This is a genomic window from Streptomyces sp. MUSC 14 (assembly GCF_001866675.1).
GTDB lineage: Bacteria > Actinomycetota > Actinomycetes > Streptomycetales > Streptomycetaceae > Streptomyces.
On the sequence record NZ_MLYN01000090.1, the window covers coordinates 65,187 to 82,232 of the forward strand.

The window sequence follows — 17,046 nt, forward strand, 5'->3', positions numbered from 1 at the left end:
TGAGGTGGCGAGCGGATTCTGCCCTGTACCGGGCAGGCCGGAGTTCCCCTTTTAGGGCCACGGGGCCGTGCTCCGGCCTGGCAGGGGGTGGGCGCGGTGCCCAAGTACCGAGAAGCTCGGCAGCGTCAGCGCGGACCGGTACGAGCAGATCGTGGGAGGCAGCCGAGAAGTTGTCGAAGAGATCGGGGTCTCACGGATATGCCGACCGAGGCGACCGCGTTCGTCCTGCACGATCTGAGTGCGTTCCTGGAGCGTGCGGCCTGGTGGGGTTGGACGTGGTGGACCTGGTGAACTCACCGCTGATCGAGTGGCGGGTTGGCGGGCCGGAGGTGTGGCCGGCGGCGGAGTGACGCACGATGCCCCGTGCTGGTTCGGTCCGATGAGGGTGTGGCTTGCGCTGCGTGTGTGTTCTTGCAGCGCGCAAGGTGTGTGACACGCGACAAACCACAACTCGGATCATGGGCACCGCCTGCGCTTTCCCGGCTCGCTGTGCACTGTGGCACCGGAACCCCTTCTTCACTGTGCAACTCGGCACGACACAGCATGCGTTGCCGATCCTAGATTCGCGATGGACTCACTCACCCGGCTGACCGCACATAGCAACCTGTCGTGCGGACTGGCAACGACCTAACCGAGGCTGCCATCAGAGGGGAAGCTCACTCATGCTCAAACTCGGCAAGTCCATGCGTGCGAGGACCGAAAGAGAAAGCACCTTGATCCGGTTCAGAAAACTGCTGTCCAACCGCGCCGTACAGCTGGCCGCGACTGTGACAGCGGCGCTCGCGATGCCGCTGGGCACCACCGCCACGGCGAACGCGGCGATCTACTGGGACAATCCCAGCATCCAGATGGTCAACCAGGCCAGCCAGCAGTGCCTGGCAGCTGTATACGACTTCGGAGGCCCGGGCAGCGCCAGCGCGACGGTGCCCGGGTGTATGGCTAGAGGCACCAGCTGGATCCGGCTGGAGAGCGGACAACCGGACTCCGGTGGCCACGCGAACGTCCAGATCATGACCGACAGCGGCAGCGGAACGGTGTGCCTGGGAGCGGTCGCGGGCGAGGGACCCTCTCAGGTCCGGGGTTCGGCTGCAACGCGTTGGGAATCCTGCGAGGTTGGTGGCAACAACTGGGATCAGATCTGGACCATGGCAACCGCAGCTCCGGCGCAGAACGTTGGAAACCCGGCAGGATTGAAGCACTTCATCAACTTCCACAACGATTACTACAACGTGTGTCTGGACGGCGGCATCGGCGTCTACGGCTTCCCCGGCGGCTGCTCCACCACCAACAACTGGCAGGTCTGGAACATCTACACCAATCAGACCTCGGAAGCCTGGCGGGGCTACTGAATGAAACCCGTATGACCTTGAGATGAGCGAAGCCCTCTCTGGCAGGTTCCGGGGAGGGCATCCTCAAGCCCTCCGCCCAACACCCAGCAGATGTCTCGCCGCGCTGTTGGTCCCCGAGGGGCCTGGCAGCCGTGGCGATACCGCAACGGCAGCAGGCGTCCTCACGGCCGGGATCGATCAACGCGGGTCCGTTCAGCCGACCGGAGGCGTGACTGTGCCTTCCGGGCGGGTTCAACGCTCAACACGGGCCCCACACCAGAGAGTTGACGCGGAGGGCCCGATGCGCACCAGGCCGTTCAACGTGGCGCGAGAACGAGATCATCAGAGGTTTAGAGATGGGTTCTCACCGGGGTCTGCTGTACCTCGACTGCTCGCGTCCGGCTGCGCGTTCCACGTCGGGGATGAGACGGCCGGGCAGAAGATCGGCAGCGGCCGCATCACGGGCATCGCGCCAAGAATCGGTCTGCGTCACCGTCGCCCATGCTCTTGGCCGCGGAAGACGGTCCGGTGCCGGGTGCCTGCCGCTATCGGTGGTGCGGCGGGTGGGGTGGCGGGGGTGGGATGGTGTCGATGCCTGGCGCGGGCTCGGGCCACACCAGCAGGACAGGGCACGGGGCGTGGTCGACGATGAAACGGCCGGCATGCCCGAGGCTGCGCGGCCCGAGATGGGTCCGGTCACCGTCGCGGGTGAGGATGAGCAGGTCGGCGCCCTCGGCAGCGGCGACGACCTCCCGCTCGACGCGGCCGGTCCGCTCGACACGGGCGCACGGGCGGCCCAGCCGCTGCGCGGCCTCGGCCAGGAATGTCTCGGCGGAGACAGCGGCGAGGTGCTCCACCTGCGTGCCGGGGTCGCGTTCGCCATGGCCTCGGCCGAGCAGACCGGCGAAGGCGCCGTGCGCCGCACCCGGGACGTCGGCCGGGGTGACGTGGAGCAGCACGATGTCGGCGTCCTCGGGCGCGTGGGCGCGCGCGGCGTCGATGCCGGCGGGCCAGGTGCCCTCGGTGATCCAGGCGATGACTTTCATGACGGGTCAGCCTCCGATGAGGGTGAGCGAGGTCCACAGTGCCACCACCGACAGCCCCAGGGCGGCAGGCACGGTGAAGACACCGAGACGGGTGAACTCACCGAGTTCGACGTTACTGTCGTGTTCGTGCACGATGCGCCGCCACAGCAGCGTGGCCAGGGAGCCGGCGTAGGTGAGGTTCGGACCGATGTTCACCCCCAGCAGGACCGCCAGGACGGCGGCCGGCCCGGACGGGGCGGTCAGAGGCAGCAGCACCAGCACGGCGGGCAGGTTGTTGATGACGTTGGCCAGTACCGCGGCCAGGGCCGCGATACCGAACAAGGCCGCCAGTCCGGTACCGCCCGGGATCAGGTGTCCCAGCCCCGCCGCCAGCCCGTTGTCGACGACCGCGCGGACCACCAGTCCCAGGGCCAGGACGAAGGCGAGGAACGGCACCGCGGCGGCCCGCACGATGGCGGTGGGCGTGGTACGGCGCTGGGCCAGAGCCCGCCCGGCGAGCACGAGGGCACCAGCGAGGGCCGCCCACGCGGGATTGACGTCCACGACGGAGGTGAGGACGAACCCGGCCAGCGTGCAGGCCACTGTGACCAGGGCGAACACCGGCAGTTCGCGTTGTCCGCCGGTACGTGGGGCCTGAGCTCCGGCGTCCAGGTCGGCGGCGAAGAACCGGCGGAAGACCACGTACTCGGTGGCGATGGCCACCAGCCAGGGCAAGGCCATCAGGGCGGCGAAGCGCGTGAAACTCAGCCCGCTGGCGGCGAACGCGAGCAGGTTGGTGAGGTTGGAGACGGGCAGCAGAAGCGACGCGGTGTTCGACAGGTGGGTGCAGGCGTAGACGTGTGGTTTCGGCCGGGCGCCGAGCCGGGCGGCGGTGGCGAACACCACCGGCGTCAGCAGCACGATCGTGGCGTCCAGACTGAGCACCGCGGTGATCACGGACGCGGCCGCGAACACCTGCACCAGCAGGCGGCGCGGGCGCCCCGCCGCACTACGGGCCATCCACGCCCCGCACGCGTGGAACAGCCCTTCGTCGTCACACAGCTGGGCGAGGACCAGGACGGCCGCAAGGAACCCGATCACCGGCCCCAGCCGTTCCGCCTCCTCTCGGGCGTGCCCCAGTGAGAGCGCCCCGGTGGCGATCACCATGCCCGCGGCCGGGACGGCGACCACCGCCTCCGGCCACCCGAACGGGCGAATGACGGCGCACGCCAGGACCGCCAGCAGAAGAACGACGGAGACGGCCTCCGCCACAGATGAGTTCACCACTTGATCTTCCCCCGTCCGCGACCGCCCGCGCGACCTGGCGAGGACGGGCCCGCCTGCCGGGCAGCGACCGGACCGAAGTCCTGTTCGAATCGCCGTTGTCGCAGCGTCATGGAAGCGTTGCGTGACGACCTCGCGCGGTGATCGTGGCAGCCGAACAACTGCGAGGCCACGCCTGCCCCCGGCCACGGCCGCACCTCCGACGCGATCTCTGTCAAGATCCAGACCAGTCCCGGGCCAAGGCACTATACGGAGCCCTGTCGGTCAGTTTGCGGCTGGGTTCAGAGATATGGAGTCCGGTGCCGTGATCACTTCTTCCGAGCACATGATTCCTGTCGCTGACCAAGCGTGGCACCAAAATCGATCACTGGGGTCCTGGATCCGGAATCAGCAACGGGTGTAACTCCGCCTCGGGGACTGGCTCGTGCGGCAGAACTCCACAGCCAGATTGAAGAGTTGTACCGGCAGCTCGCGGCCGAGGAGGAACGGCTGGCGCGGCTGCGGATCACGCGTGAGACCGTGGACGTGATCCTCGCTGGGACGGCTGTGCAGGCCACATCGCAGGAGCCGGATGAAGACGGGCCTGTCGGGCAGCAGACGTGCGGTGTTGCCGCGTCCGGGCGGATGCGGTGATCGGTGTGCGGACGGTGCCGCCGTGGCGGCTGGGTCTGGAGGCATCAGTGCTGTCGACGGCCTATCAGGATCTGCTGGAAGTACTGGCGGATGCGGGGGCTCGCTGCGGGCGAAGCAGATCCCCGTCGGCATCGGTCCGGGCAGCGAGGAACTCTCCAAGATCGAAGGGGCCCGATCGAAGCTCAAGCGGCTGGTGACGCGGGGCTGGTCGACGGAGAACTCCCCCGGCGTGCTCGCCTTGCCGCCCGGCAGCGGGACCGAGCCGTGAGGGGATGGTGACCAAGGGGCTCTTCTCCGTACGGTCGAAGGCGCCAACCAATTCACACCGCCTCAGTGAAGAGCCCGCGGTGGAACGCTACGACAGCCCGCCGAGTGCTGACCTGTTGCGGCCTCGGTGAATTTCGGGCCGGCTGGCCCACCATGAACTGGAAGAACTCCTCAGTACCCGCAGCAGGTTGCTGATGCGGCAGCTCCTGCGGGTCCACCTCGACCTGCGCGCCCTGCGTGAGGAGGAACCCGTCCGCACCCGTCGGCCCGTGGTGACCGGCCCCGACCGTCTGGTCCGTTCCCGCCTGGAGCAGGGTCATCAAGCGGCCGCTGGCCACGCTGTTCGGCAGGGTGACCGTCCGCCGGTGCGCATGTCGGAGGCCCGGCGCCGTCAACGTCCGCCCGGCCGATGCCGCTTTGTCGCTGCCCGCGCGGCGGCACTCGCGCTCACAGGCGCGGCTGGCCGTGCTGGAATCGGTGCGGTCCTCGTTCGACACCGCGACGGCGGCGATGACGCACCGACGATACGGAGACCGTCCCACCAGGACGCCCTTCCCCGGATCTGCAAGATCCATTGGCAGAGTGTCGGCGACGCGGCAACCGTCCCCATCCATCCCTACGAGGTGACTCACGAGACCGCGGCCGCGGTGGCGCGGGACGGCGCCAACGTTGCGGCCGAGACCATCAGGCGGGCCGCCGATCAGCCCCTGATCTGCCGTACGGGAAACGGTGCCGGGACGACGTCGATCTCTTCCATGCACCCGGCGTACATCCGGTAGCGGCGCCTGGCCTCGCCATGACGGCTCGCCGCCGCCAGCAGGCGGACCAGGGCGAGATGGGTGTCCTCGTCGTACGGATCACGTTCCAGCAGACGGAGCCTGTAGTGGATCTCGGCGTAGGCGTCGCGGTTCTCGGCGGCCGCCGCGGCGAGCCTGGCCAGCAATTCCGCATGGGCGGCCTGGGCCTCCTCCCGCAGGGCCGTGGCCCATTGCGCGTACGGTTCGTCCGCCAGGACATCTCCGCGGTACAGTCCCTCGGCCGCCGCCAGCGCCGCGAAAGCGTGCTCGGTTGACCGCCCGGCGACGCCCAGCGCATGGCGCGCCGCGGCCAGGAACTCCTGCACGTCCACGTGCAGCCGGGCCAGGCCCACCACGTAGTTGTCCGCGACGATGAAGTGGTCCTGTGCCATACGGCGCTGCGGATCGAGGACCAGACGCAGGACGGACAAGGCCACCGACAGCCGGTTTGCGCACCGGGCGGGGTCCTGTTCGGGCCACAGCTCCTCCATCAGCAGTTCACGCGGTGTGGGCAGGCCGCGCCTGGCCACCAGGAGTTTGAGCAGGTCCCGTGCCTTCTTCGACTGCCACTGTTCGGCCCCGACCGGGCAGCCGTCCCGCAGCACCTGGAAGCCGCCCAGCACCCGTACCGTCACGGCCGGGCACTGGCTCGCCGCCGCCCGGTTGAGCAGCCCCGCCGCGTCGCCGGCCCCGGCCCCCACCCCGAACTGGCCCAGCCAGGCGGTGGCCTCGCGCACCCGCGTCGCGCCGGCACCTTCGAGCTGTGCCCGTGCCAAGGCGACCCTGGCCACCGCCATCGGACGCTGCGCGGTGGCCCACATCTCCTCGGCGTCCCCCAACAGCGCCTGCCGTGTGGCGGGGTCGACCGCACACATCGCCTCCAGCTCCAGCAGCTCGGCGAACACCGCCCGGCTCCCCTGCGCACCCGGCTCGCCGGCCGCCTGCCGGGCCGCCTCCGCCGCCGCCTCGCAACGCCCCGCCGTCAGCGCGATCCAGCCGCCCGCCAGCAGGGCACGGATCCGCGGCGGACCGGCGCACCCCAGGGCCGCCCGGGACGCCAGAACCGCTGCCGAGTGAGGATCACCGCCCCCGCGCGACAGAGCGAGCCCGGTCAGTGCCGCGGACAGCGTCTGGCGGTCGCCCGAGCGTTCGGCGAGGACCACCGCCTCCTGGTAGGCGGTCCGGGCCGGGCCCAGCTCACCACGCTCCCGGTGGACATCGCCGACACCGAGCAGCGCCGGCGCCCCCAGCGCCAGTCCCGCACCGTCCCCCAGCCGGTGATAGTCCGTCAGCGCCCCGGTGAACTCCGCCGCGGACCGGTCCAGTTCGCCCATCGCCAGCAGCGCGGCGGCCCGCCGGCACCGCACCGACGGCATCAGGGCCACCGCGAGCGCGGCATCCTGACGGGCCGCGCCCAGCGCACTGTCCAGTTCGGCGAGGACCTCACGTGGCTCCCCCTGCTCGATCCGCTGCTGCGCCGTACCCACCACCGACATCAGCCGCAGCAGCGGATCGCCCGCCGCACCGGCGGCCTGCAGCGCGCACTGCCGGTGATGCTCGGCGGCCGCACACCGGCCGTCCGTGGCCGCCACGGCCGACGCCGTGGTGCGGGCCACCACCACGGCGTACGGATCACTGCAGCGCTCCAGCGCGCCCACGGTGCGCCTGACGAGGCCCTGAGCCTGCCTCAGCGCGCCTCGCGCGCAGTGGGCGGCGGCGGCCCAGGCCGCCGCCGTGATCTCCTCGGGTGTGTCCAACCCGGCCGAGGCCAGGCGCCGGTGGGCGGCCACGGCCCGTTCCGGTTCGCCCAGCAGCTGGAAGAGCGCGACCAGCCGGCCGTCCTCACCGCGCTGCCCGCGCAACAGGTGTGCGACCGTCGTACATCGCGCCTCCTCGCGCTCAGGTAACCGGTGACACGGTGCCGTCTGTGTGGTGGTCATCCCCGCCCCCTCGCCGCCCGCTGCGCGGCGCCAGCCGCGCTCACCGCGACCCGGCACCACCGGATCGCCCCGCGACGAGTGTGACCGGCACCGCCCGAACGCTGAAGGCGGGCGCCCTCGCTTCTGCTATGGAGGCTGTCCGCCACCGCACTAGGAGGCATGCGTCCTGTACAGCGCAAAACGGTCAAGGAACACTTGCGTCATGGCAGTTGAGGACGCACGGGGCATGCGTGTCCTGGCGATCTGCGGTGGACTGGGGCTGCTCTACGCGGTCGGGCTCGGGACCTTGCTCTCGGCCACGCGGACGCTGCCCTGGGCGCTGGGCGCGGTATTGCCGTGCTATCTGGCGGGGCTGGCGCTGTGCTGGAAGGCCCCGGCTCATCCGGTCGCGCGGCGGGCGCTGGCGACCGGATCGTGGGCGGCCCTCGGGCTGGTCGTGCGCTTCACCGTGGCTGCGCTGGGCTCCGTCGCCGGCTGGGTCCCGGGACCGGCCGCCAGCTGGCCGTTGCTGCTGCTGGCCCGCACCATCGACGTGATCGCGGCCGTCATGACCGCCCGGCTGCTGGCCCTGCTGCCGGACGGCCGCGAGCACCACGCCCGCGAACGCATCACGCTGCGGCTGCTGTGGCTGCTGCTCGCGGCTCCGCTCGTACTCATGACGGTGCCGATGCCGCAGTGGCTGGAGCTACGACTGCTGGTCCAGCCGGAGGCATGGATGCCCGCAATCGGTGCGGGGCTGCTGCTGGCACACTCGCTGCCAGACACACAGCGGCCCCACGCCCGGAACACCCGCCGGTGGTCCGCGGTCGCGGCAGCGGCCCTCGCCCTGTTCGCCGCTCGCGGCTCCATGCGGCTTTTCCGGATGTGGCAGGGAGACAGCGGGCCGGCCTACTTCATCGGCTGCACCCTGGGCGCGCTGCCCTACGTCCTGATCTCGGCGGGTCTGGTGTACGCGGCGTTCAGGCACCGGCTGCCGGGGCTGGACTTCACCGCCCGGCGCTCCACCGTCTACGGCCTGCTCTGGGTCATCATCGGCGGCTGGTACCTGGGCATGGTCACCGCCCTGGGGCTCACCGCGAGCCAGTACCTCCCCATCAGCGCCGCCGTCCTGGTGGCCGTCGCCGCGACGATGCTGTTCCAGCCGCTTCGCCAGCAGCTCAACCAGTTGGCCGCACGGCGCGTGTTCGGGGTGCGGCGCTCCAACTTCGAACTGCTGGTGCAGTTCGGCACGACCCTTGAGCACGCCTACGACCTGACGCTGCTGGCGCCGCAGCTCGCTGTCAGCCTGCAGGAGTGGCTGGTCCTGCGCTGGGTGAAGGTCGAACTGGGCACCGCCGGTCCGGGCCGGCTCCCCTCCGCCCGGGGCACCGCGGGCACGATGCCGGACGGCACGGACTCCTCACCCACCAGGGTACGGCTCTGTTACGGCGACGACGTCCTGGGCTTCATCGAGTACGGGCCCAAGGCCCAGGGCCGGTTCACCCCCGAGGACCGTGACCTGGTCGAAACCCTGGCCCGGCAGGCGGCACTGGCGGTACACAACGCACGCCTCAACGCCGAACTCTCCATCCGCATCGAGGAAGTGCAGCGCCAGGCCAGCGAACTCAACGCGTCCCGCACGCGCATCGTTCAGGCGCAGGACACCGAGAGACGCAGGATCGAGCGCCAGCTCCATGACGGCATCCAGCAGGAACTCGTCGCGCTCGTGGCCAAGTTGCGACTTGCCCGCAACCAGCTGTGCCGCAACGGCGACACGGTGCACACCACCCTCACCGAACTCCAGGACGACGCCTGCCGGGTCATCGACGGACTGCGGGAGCTCGCCCACGGCATCCATCCGCCCGTCCTGACCGACCAGGGCCTGGCGGCGGCCGTGATGTCCCGGGCCCGCAGACTGCCGATTCCGGTGACCGTCGAGATCGAACCCTCCGTGCGCGCGGCCCGCTTCACACCCGACATCGAGGAGGCGGCGTTCTTCGTGGTGTCGGAAGCACTCACCAACGTCCTCAAACACGCCCGGGCAGCCGGTGTGACCGTACGCATCGGCCGCGCCGGCGGATCACTGCTGCTGGACGTCAGCGACGACGGGGTGGGGCTGTGCTCGACCGCCGGGCTCGGCTCGGGACTGACCGGCATGCGCGACCGGATCGAGGCCGTCGGCGGCGAACTGTCCATCATCAGCCGGCCCGGCGACGGCACCACACTGCAGGCGCGCATCACCGAGACGCGACGGGAGACCGCAGATGTCTGAACCGACGTCCACCAGGATGCGGGTCGTCATTGCCGAGGACCACTACCTGGTGCGCGAGGGCACCCGCCGTCTGCTGGAGGACACCGGCGAGGTGGTCGTCGTCGCCGCCGTCGGCACGGCGGACGAACTTCTGGACGCGGTCCAGCGGCTGCGTCCCGACGCCGTGATCGCCGACATCCGGATGCCGCCCGACCACCACACCGAAGGCATCACCGCCGCACACGCCATCCGCGCCGGCCACCCCGGCATAGGCGTGGTCGTACTCTCCCAGCACGCCAACGAGCAGTACGCCTTCGCCCTGTTCCAGCACGGCACCGACGGACTGGCCTACCTGCTCAAGGAACGCATCGGCGAACTCGAGGAACTGCTGCGGGCCCTGCGGGAGGTCGCCGCCGGACGTTCCGTGATCGACCCGCGCATCGTGGAGGTTCTGGTCGGCAGCCTCACTCGCACCACCGACGCGCCGCTGTCCCAGCTGACCCGCCGGGAACTCGACGTGCTGCGGCACATGGCGCAGGGCAAGAACAACCGGTCCATCGCCGAATCCCTGTCGCTGTCGGAATCCACCATCGAAAAGCATGTCAACTCCACCTTTGCCAAGCTGGGTCTCGCCGAGGAGACCCAGCTGCACCGCCGCGTCACCGCGGTCCTCACCTACCTGCGCTCGGGCCCGGAGCCGGGACCCTGACCCTGTGCCCGCGCGCCCGCGCACACCTCCCCGACATCCACCCGCTGTCCCCGGCCGACGGTGACCGCTTCGCCCCCCACCCGGTGCCCGCCCGGATCCTCACAGGTCAGGGTGTACGCCTCCGTGGGGCCATGGACAGTGGGCAGCGGCGAGCGGAAGTCGACCCGGCCCTTCCAGGGATCCGCAACACGCGGGTCGGCCTGCTGGAAGTCGACCACCAGGGCGGTGTACCGGCCCGGCGGCGGGTCGAACAGGACGACCTGCTGGGAATCGGTGTCGCCCACGATCGACTCGCCCACCGTCCTGCCCGCCGCGTCCAGAACGTACAGATCCCATTCGGTGCTCCGCGACCGCCAGCTGACCGACACCGTCATCCGGCCGTTGTCGGCCCGCGGCGGACCGTCGACGGTGAACGGGACACGGTCCGCCACCGGGTCCGTGGGGTAGTCGGTGTTCACCGGCGGCAGGACGGGCGGGTGGCTGAGGACGAGCGGCGGCTGGACGGGGGCCGTGGGATCCCGTCCGTAGCGCCCCGCCACGTAGGGCCGGGTGGAGGGGTTGACCGACCAGCTGAACCCGCCGCCCGGGGCGAGCAGCGTCGAATCGAGCGTGTCGGCCACCTCCAGCGGCGGCCCCTGCGAACCGTCCGCCCGCCGCACCGGCGAGGTCGGCGTCCGAAACGACTTGTGCAGCCGCAGCCGGTATCCGCGCGGTGCGGTCCCCACGACCGTGGCATGCGCCGCCGGGTCGGCGGTGTCGGCGAGCATCTCCAGCAGCGCCGCCCGGTTGCCGCCCTTGCCCGCCCCGGCCGCCGGAGCCAGACCCGCGTACTCGGCCACCACCCCGTCCGCGTAGGGAGGATGGGCCGTGCGCGGGCCGATCTCCAGGGTCAGGCCGAATCCCCCGGTGGCCCAGTACGACCAGTCCTCCGTCATCCCGGTCGCCTCGTACAACTCCCGTGCCGGTTCGCTGTGGTAGCCGTTGTGGGCGGCGAGCCGGTCGCCCAGGGCCCGGTAGGCCGGTTCGTCCAGCGGCGGCTGGGTGTCGTTGGCACCCGGCGGGCGCACCACGAGGTCGCCATAGGTGTGCAGGCTCACCAGATCGGTGACCTGCCGGGTGGAGACCAGATAACGCACATTTCGAGTCTCGGGCTCGGAGAAGGGCGCCGGCCCGCGGTAGTGGTCGTCGTCCCACAGCGGTGAGGCCCCGGCACCGCCCCAGAAGCCCGCGTAATTGCGGTTGAGGTCCACACCGCGCAAGCGCCCGGCCGCGTTCGCCGCGCACGGCCCCGTCCGGTCCCGCGCCGGCGCGCCACCGGTGGCGCAGTTCTTGCGCTTGTCCTCGTAGTCGAAACGGGAGAAGTCTCCCCTGGGTGCCGCCGTGCGGGACACGGCGAAACCGTCAGGGTTGACCACCGGCACGATGACGCTGCGGGTCCTGCGCACCAGCGCACGGATCCGGGGGTCGGTGCGGTAGCCGAGCGTCAGCTCGTAGGCCCACTCCATCGCGATCTCCCCGCTGGGCCACTCCGAGGCATGATGCAGACCGAGGGTCAGCATCACCGGCTTGCCGTCCTCTTTCCGGGCCGGGTCGGCGGCGATCTCCACCCCGGACACCTCCCGCCCCTCGGCGGTCGGGCAGGGCAGCGTGATGGAGGTGACCAGCGACGGATGAGTACGGGCGAGGTCCTTCAACTCGTACTCGTATTCATACAGTTGCCGATACGCGCTACGGCCGGACGGCAGCACGGAACCTGCCGCGGCGGCGGCAGGGATGCGGGTGGGAGCAAAGGACCCCTGCCCGGGCACGACATCGGCACGCAGCGACACCGTCCCGGCCCGGCCGGCATAACGACAGCCCTGCACCACCAACCGCTGCCCCCGCACGACGGTGCCCTCGGCCAGCTCCCGGCTGTGCGGCCCGGACGAGGCACCGACCAGGGCTCCGCCGGCCTTGTCGAACACGGCCACGTCCCAGTCCCCGGGCGCGCCGCCCCGCGGTGCCAGCCGCACCCGCAGTACCCCGGTGGCCGGCGAGGTGACGTCCCGCGCCGACACACCCGCAGTACCCGGGCGGAGCAGGGCCGAGTAACAGGGCCTCGGCACGGCCCGGCCGGTGGAGAGAACGGCCCGGCCGGCGGGGGCAGAGCGTGCCGCCGTCCCTGCCGGTGCCGGAGCGACGGCCGGTGCCGGCAGAGCGGCCAGGACGACGGCCGCCACCGGGACGACGGAAAGTACCGGCCACAGCGTTCTGCCGCGGCCCCGCAGTGTGCGCATGATCTGCCCTTCCCTTGAGCTCGGTCAGCCGTACCGGTCGTGCCGGTCGGTCACCGCCCCCGCCGAGGCGGGGGCGGTGACCTGGTGGGCGGTCGCAGCCGTCAGAAGGTGCTGCAGCACGAGCACCGCGTCGGCTCGGGCCAGGCGCCGCTCTCGGGCTCCTCCTGCTCCAGAACCTGCAGGGCGTTCACGTCGAACTCCATTGCCATTCACCTCCTTTCGTCATCGCGCATCATCGGCCGGTACCGGGGGTGGCATGCGCCACCCGCGCACCGGAGTCCTCACCGCAGGCCTCACCACGGCCTTCGGGTTTCGCCGCCGTCAGCGAGTGCGGCAGCCACATCCGCGGGCCGCCGTGCGCGAGCCGCGACAAGAAGGCGACCGCTCCGGAGAGCCCGGTGTTGAAGTCGGCCCACACGGCCGTGCCGGTGTCGTCGGGGACGACCATGCGCCCGTCCCGCACGACATGGCGGGCATGGATGCCCAGCGCGAGTTCCGCGGCCCAGTCCCGGTACCTGTCCTGGCCGGTGGCCTGGGCGAGATCGAGCAGGAACTCGCCGTCCCCGGCGAGACCGTGGCACTGGGTGGGCCCTTCGTGCCAGCGGGTACGGCGTACGGCCACGGCCGCCTGCCGGGCCGCCCCCAGCAGCTCCTCCTCGCCGGTCTCCTGCCAAGCGCGCAGCAGAAACGTGCCCGCCCCCGAGGAGCCGCTGCACCAGTGCGTCTTGCGCGGGCTGCCCGGCTCCCCGGTCCGCCAGTACGCGCCCTCCTCCTCCACCTCGGCGACGGCGAGGAGCGTCCTGGCGGCCTCGACGGCGAGTTCGGCGTGCGCGGCCGTGCCGGTGGCCCGTGCGGCCGCCAGGAGAAATGCACCCACCCCCGCCACACCGTGCGCGAACCCGTAATGGGCGAGGTCGCCGGAGGCCGCCGGCACCTCCATGGGAATCGGCCACAGCAGCAGACCGTCCCTGCGCACCGCCATGTCGGTCAGCGCCTCGGCCGCCTGCTGCGCCCGGTCCAGGAACCGCTGCTCCCCGGTGGCCTCCCAGAACCGCAGCTGGGTCAGCCCGGCCCCGGCCACACCATGGCAGACATCGGGCACCGGCCCCTCCACCGGCACCCCGGCCGCCAGCGCCTTTGCATGGTCCAGCAGCGCGGAGTCCTCCAGCAGCCCGGCCGCGTCCAGCAGCGCCCAGGCGGTGCCCGACCGCCCGTAGTACAGCCCCGGCAGGCACCGGGGCTCACGGCCCACCCGCCCGCTGATCCAGTGCGCGGCGCCCCGCACCGCCGCGCGCACCGCGGGCTGCGGTTCGAGCTGGTGGACCCGGACCAGTACACCGAGCACCCCGGCGGCGCCGTGCTGGACGTTGAACGGGTCCGCCACAGCCCCGACCGGGCCGGACGGCCACAGCCGGTCGGAGCGTTCCGGAGCCATCGTGGCGATGAGGTGGTCAAGACCGTCCGTGACGAGCTGCTTGAGTTCACCCTCCCCGATACGCCGGGACGCCGGGGCCGGACGGGAGCGTGCCGGTCCGGCCTGAGCCCTTTGCAGCCGGTTCAGCACTTCGTCCAGGGCCGGCCGGGCTGCGGGATCGTCGTCGAGCAACGCCCGTACGAGCGGCGCGAGCCGGCGTGCGGCCGGGTTGTCGGCCGACAGCCGCCCCAGCCAGGAGACCAGCCGTTCCCTTTGCGCACCGGCCCCGCCGTCGCCGGAAGCCAGGAGCGGATCGACACCGGTCGCCAGATAGAACAGGGTCGCGCCGAGACTGTACAGATCGGACTCGGTTCGGGGCGCGGCACTGATGCGCTCCGCGTTCACCTGCTCGGCCGCCGCGTAGCCGGGCGTGTGGACACGCTGGACGGGCTCCCCGGGACGGGCGAGCGTCTCCAGGTCGATCAGCCGCAAGGTGCCCTCACCGGCCACCATCACGTTGTTCGGATTGAAGTCCCGCAGCACCCATCCCTTGTGGTGCACCGCCCGCATGAGCTCCGTCAGACGGCTGGCCACGGCCACCGTCTCGTCCGGGTCGGGCCCCCACGAGCCACCGTCGTCGAACACCATGTGGTCCAGCACCCAACGGCGCAGCGTGGCACCCACGATGGCCTCCTGGACCAGGAACAGATCACCCTGCTGCTCGAACACAGCGACCGGGCGCGCGGTGAAACCGCTCCCGGCGAATTCGTCCAGCATCGCCGCCTCATGGCGCCGCAGACTGTGTGCGTCGCCCCCGGCCGTCGTGGCCGCCGTATGACGACGCGCCTGTTTGACGATGACCGTCTCACCGGTGCTGTGGTCGACCGCCCGGTAGACCCCGCCCGCGAAGGTATGCCGGATCACACTCCTGACCAGGAATCGTCCGTGCAGCAACACCGGTGCAGGCGTGGGCGGTTCACAGGACCGGCCGGGCGCGAACGGATCGCGCGAAACCCACGGCGGCGGCGCGAACCACGCCCGGCGGCTGTCATCCACCAGCGCCCCGTCCGGGGCGATGAGCATCGCGGCACGCATCCCGTCGCCGTTCAGCGCGCTCACCCCGCTGAAGACCCCGTAGCGGTAGTGCACCAGGCTGTGCGGGAAACACGCTCGGTCGGACAGAATGCCGGGCCCGGGCAGGCCCAGGGTCGCCCGGTGCAGCTCACCGGCCAGATCCCGCAGCCAGTCCTCGTCCCCTTCCGGGTAGACGGTGAGGAACTTCCCTCCTCCGCCGCGTTCGTAGTGCCGTGACACCAGCTCGCCCACTCGGTCGACGGTCCCGGCGAACTTGAACCGGCAGCCTCGCCGCACCAGGACCTCAGCCGCACGGAACAGCACCAAAGGAGCCGACAAGGGAGTCGCCGAAACGTGCAGCTTCCAGCCCTGCGCCTGCTGCGCCTCACGCGGTGGAGAGACATAACACCAGAAGTCACCGGCCCGCACACGCCAACCGCCCACAGACCCTGCCCCGTCGGCCCCGGCGCGCGAGAGCACGGCCGTGACGATGTCGCACAGCATCGTGTCGGACTCCATGTCAACGGCCTCCGTTCATGTCGACCGGCGCGACGGGCAGATCAGGCAGATCGGGGCGGCGCGCGAACCGGGCTCGGTCGGCGTCCGTCCCGAAACGGTGGTCCATGAGACGTACCGCCTCGGCCCAGTCGGCCATGGTGCGCACCGCGGACAGCGTGCGGGCCACGAACGGGTCGTCCCACCTCTCCAGCACCCGCCGCCACAGCACGTCCACCGGCTCGTCGAGAAGGCTGCCCACCGTCCCCTCGTACACGGGCATGGCCCGCACCCGCCCGTCCGGCTCCACCTGGATGACCTGGAAACCCAGCCCGCGCGCCACCTGGTCCGGAGCCATCCGCAGCTCCAGGTTGTCCGAGGTGAGCACCAAGACACCCGGCGGCGCAAGAGCGGCAAGCCGCGCCCGTTCCTCCTCACTGCCGAGTCGGCGCACCTGCTCGTCATCCGGCAGCTCCCGCTTCACAAACCCCGGGCGGCTGGCGAGTCCGGCGGGAATCACCGCCTGGAAGGACAGGATGCGCAGCTCCGGAAAGCGCGGCGCGATCCGGGTGCAGAACTCCTCGAGCCGGTCCGCGTTGCTGCGCACCACAACACAGTCGGTTCCGAACTGCAGGGGTTTCAGACCTTGTTGACGGCGCTCACGGGAGACCTCGTCCAGCAGCCCGAGCGCGCGCAGGGCCCGGTCGAACGATCCCGCCCGGCCCCGGATCCGGTCGTGCACCTGCGCATCCGGCCCGTCGAGACTGACCACGAAGCGATGGCACACCTCCGCGAGCCGCTCCACCGTCGCCCGGGTGACCGACCAACCCCCCGTGTAGAGGACCACCTTGGCACCTCCGTCGGTGAGCCGTCGGGCGACCTCGTCCAGCCACGGCACCGCCAGCGGTTCACCCCCGCCCAGCGACACCACACCCGGGCCCAGCGCCGCGATCGCATCGGTGATCCGCAGCATCCGGTCCCTGTCCGCCTGCCGAGCAGGGCGCCGGCCCGACTCGGAATAGCAGTGCGTACACCGCAGCGGGCACGCATAGGTGATGTCCCAGATGACATCCCTGGGACCATCACCGCTCTGAGCTGTTCGCCCCATCGCCGCCTCCGGCCGTCCCGTTCCTGCCCTGGCAACCATCCTGGCCGGAGCTCTGTCGGTGGCCTTAGTCCCGCCTTGCGGTCACGGGCTGCCGCCCACAGGAGGCCGCGGATGCAGAGCGCTCCCGCCCGGCCGGCAACGCGGGCCACTGCCCAGCGCACACCGCGCGATGCCACCTCATCGGATCGGACGACACTGGATCCCGCCGGGTGCCCCCCGCCCCCCCGGACGGCGAGCCGCTCCCGTCCCGGACGGCGATCTGGCCGCCGACCAGCTGCGCCTGCTCGGCCGTATCCGCGTCGACGGATCCTCCGAGGCCGTCCGACGGCCGGCACCTGGCCGGACGGCCGCGTCTGCCGGACGTGCCGTCCGCGAGCCGTCCGCGGACCAGCCGCGAGGCAAGGGAAGTGACCATTGCTCACGCCCTGACAAAAGTCCTTACCTGACCCTTGACTGGTCTGGACCA

Annotated in this window: 11 protein-coding genes; 3 read left to right on the top strand and 8 right to left on the bottom strand. The window is 71.1% G+C overall.

Annotated features, from left to right (window positions below; translation table 11 throughout):
• Nucleotides 1-662: 662 nt before the first annotated feature.
• Nucleotides 663-1,349: a hypothetical protein gene (locus BIV25_RS50635; RefSeq protein WP_143076806.1), complete on the top strand. Its 687-nt coding sequence runs from the start codon at nucleotides 663-665 to the stop codon at nucleotides 1,347-1,349.
• Between the two features lie 524 nt (nucleotides 1,350-1,873).
• On the opposite strand, the gene BIV25_RS43220 is transcribed toward BIV25_RS50635, so the two are convergent.
• From BIV25_RS43220 to BIV25_RS54125, 4 genes are all read right to left on the bottom strand, one after another.
• Nucleotides 1,874-2,374 (bottom strand): universal stress protein, encoded by a 501-nt coding sequence (locus BIV25_RS43220; RefSeq protein ID WP_071378067.1) that lies wholly within the window; start codon nucleotides 2,372-2,374, stop codon nucleotides 1,874-1,876.
• 6 nt (nucleotides 2,375-2,380) lie between these two features.
• The gene (locus BIV25_RS43225) at nucleotides 2,381-3,637 is read right to left on the bottom strand and encodes an SLC13 family permease (RefSeq protein WP_071378098.1); all 1,257 of its coding nucleotides are present in this window, start codon (nucleotides 3,635-3,637) and stop codon (nucleotides 2,381-2,383) included.
• A 953-nt stretch (nucleotides 3,638-4,590) separates the two neighbouring features.
• Nucleotides 4,591-5,034, bottom strand: a complete 444-nt coding sequence (locus BIV25_RS43230; RefSeq protein ID WP_143076807.1) for a hypothetical protein — start codon at nucleotides 5,032-5,034, stop codon at nucleotides 4,591-4,593.
• 203 nt (nucleotides 5,035-5,237) lie between these two features.
• Nucleotides 5,238-7,274, bottom strand: coding sequence for a BTAD domain-containing putative transcriptional regulator (locus BIV25_RS54125; protein ID WP_143076808.1), 2,037 nt, complete (start codon nucleotides 7,272-7,274; stop codon nucleotides 5,238-5,240).
• A 202-nt stretch (nucleotides 7,275-7,476) separates the two neighbouring features.
• On the opposite strand from BIV25_RS54125, the gene BIV25_RS43240 reads away from it, so the two are divergent.
• Both BIV25_RS43240 and BIV25_RS43245 read left to right on the top strand, forming a co-directional pair.
• Nucleotides 7,477-9,525, top strand: coding sequence for a GAF domain-containing sensor histidine kinase (locus tag BIV25_RS43240; protein WP_107486698.1), 2,049 nt, complete (start codon nucleotides 7,477-7,479; stop codon nucleotides 9,523-9,525).
• Entirely contained in the window at nucleotides 9,518-10,213 is a 696-nt protein-coding gene (locus tag BIV25_RS43245) for a response regulator transcription factor (RefSeq protein WP_256257154.1), read from the top strand. Before BIV25_RS43240 ends, BIV25_RS43245 begins: the two co-directional genes overlap by 8 nt.
• On the opposite strand, the gene BIV25_RS43250 is transcribed toward BIV25_RS43245, so the two are convergent.
• From BIV25_RS43250 to BIV25_RS43260, 4 genes are all read right to left on the bottom strand, one after another.
• Nucleotides 10,180-12,489, bottom strand: coding sequence for a M14 family zinc carboxypeptidase (locus BIV25_RS43250; RefSeq protein ID WP_079177257.1), 2,310 nt, complete (start codon nucleotides 12,487-12,489; stop codon nucleotides 10,180-10,182). The two genes, BIV25_RS43245 and BIV25_RS43250, sit on opposite strands and share 34 nt — an antisense overlap.
• 101 nt (nucleotides 12,490-12,590) lie before the next feature.
• Nucleotides 12,591-12,698 (bottom strand): ALQxL family class IV lanthipeptide, encoded by a 108-nt coding sequence (locus BIV25_RS54850; protein ID WP_218158527.1) that lies wholly within the window; start codon nucleotides 12,696-12,698, stop codon nucleotides 12,591-12,593.
• Nucleotides 12,699-12,721: 23 nt separating this feature from the next.
• Nucleotides 12,722-15,496, bottom strand: coding sequence for a class IV lanthionine synthetase LanL (gene lanL, locus BIV25_RS43255; protein WP_079177258.1), 2,775 nt, complete (start codon nucleotides 15,494-15,496; stop codon nucleotides 12,722-12,724).
• 1 nt (nucleotide 15,497) lies between these two features.
• The gene (locus tag BIV25_RS43260) at nucleotides 15,498-16,619 is read right to left on the bottom strand and encodes a radical SAM protein (protein ID WP_371273141.1); all 1,122 of its coding nucleotides are present in this window, start codon (nucleotides 16,617-16,619) and stop codon (nucleotides 15,498-15,500) included.
• Nucleotides 16,620-17,046 lie beyond the last annotated feature (427 nt).

Coding starts and splice junctions, on each gene's coding strand:
- BIV25_RS50635 (WP_143076806.1), top strand. CDS start 663: ATGCTCAAACTCGGCAAGTCCATGCGTGCGAGGACCGAAAGAGAAAGC.
- BIV25_RS43220 (WP_071378067.1), bottom strand. CDS start 2,374: ATGAAAGTCATCGCCTGGATCACCGAGGGCACCTGGCCCGCCGGCATC.
- BIV25_RS54125 (WP_143076808.1), bottom strand. CDS start 7,274: ATGACCACCACACAGACGGCACCGTGTCACCGGTTACCTGAGCGCGAG.
- BIV25_RS43240 (WP_107486698.1), top strand. CDS start 7,477: ATGGCAGTTGAGGACGCACGGGGCATGCGTGTCCTGGCGATCTGCGGT.
- BIV25_RS43245 (WP_256257154.1), top strand. CDS start 9,518: ATGTCTGAACCGACGTCCACCAGGATGCGGGTCGTCATTGCCGAGGAC.
- BIV25_RS43250 (WP_079177257.1), bottom strand. CDS start 12,489: ATGCGCACACTGCGGGGCCGCGGCAGAACGCTGTGGCCGGTACTTTCC.
- BIV25_RS54850 (WP_218158527.1), bottom strand. CDS start 12,698: ATGGCAATGGAGTTCGACGTGAACGCCCTGCAGGTTCTGGAGCAGGAG.
- lanL (WP_079177258.1), bottom strand. CDS start 15,496: ATGGAGTCCGACACGATGCTGTGCGACATCGTCACGGCCGTGCTCTCG.
- BIV25_RS43260 (WP_371273141.1), bottom strand. CDS start 16,619: ATGGTTGCCAGGGCAGGAACGGGACGGCCGGAGGCGGCGATGGGGCGA.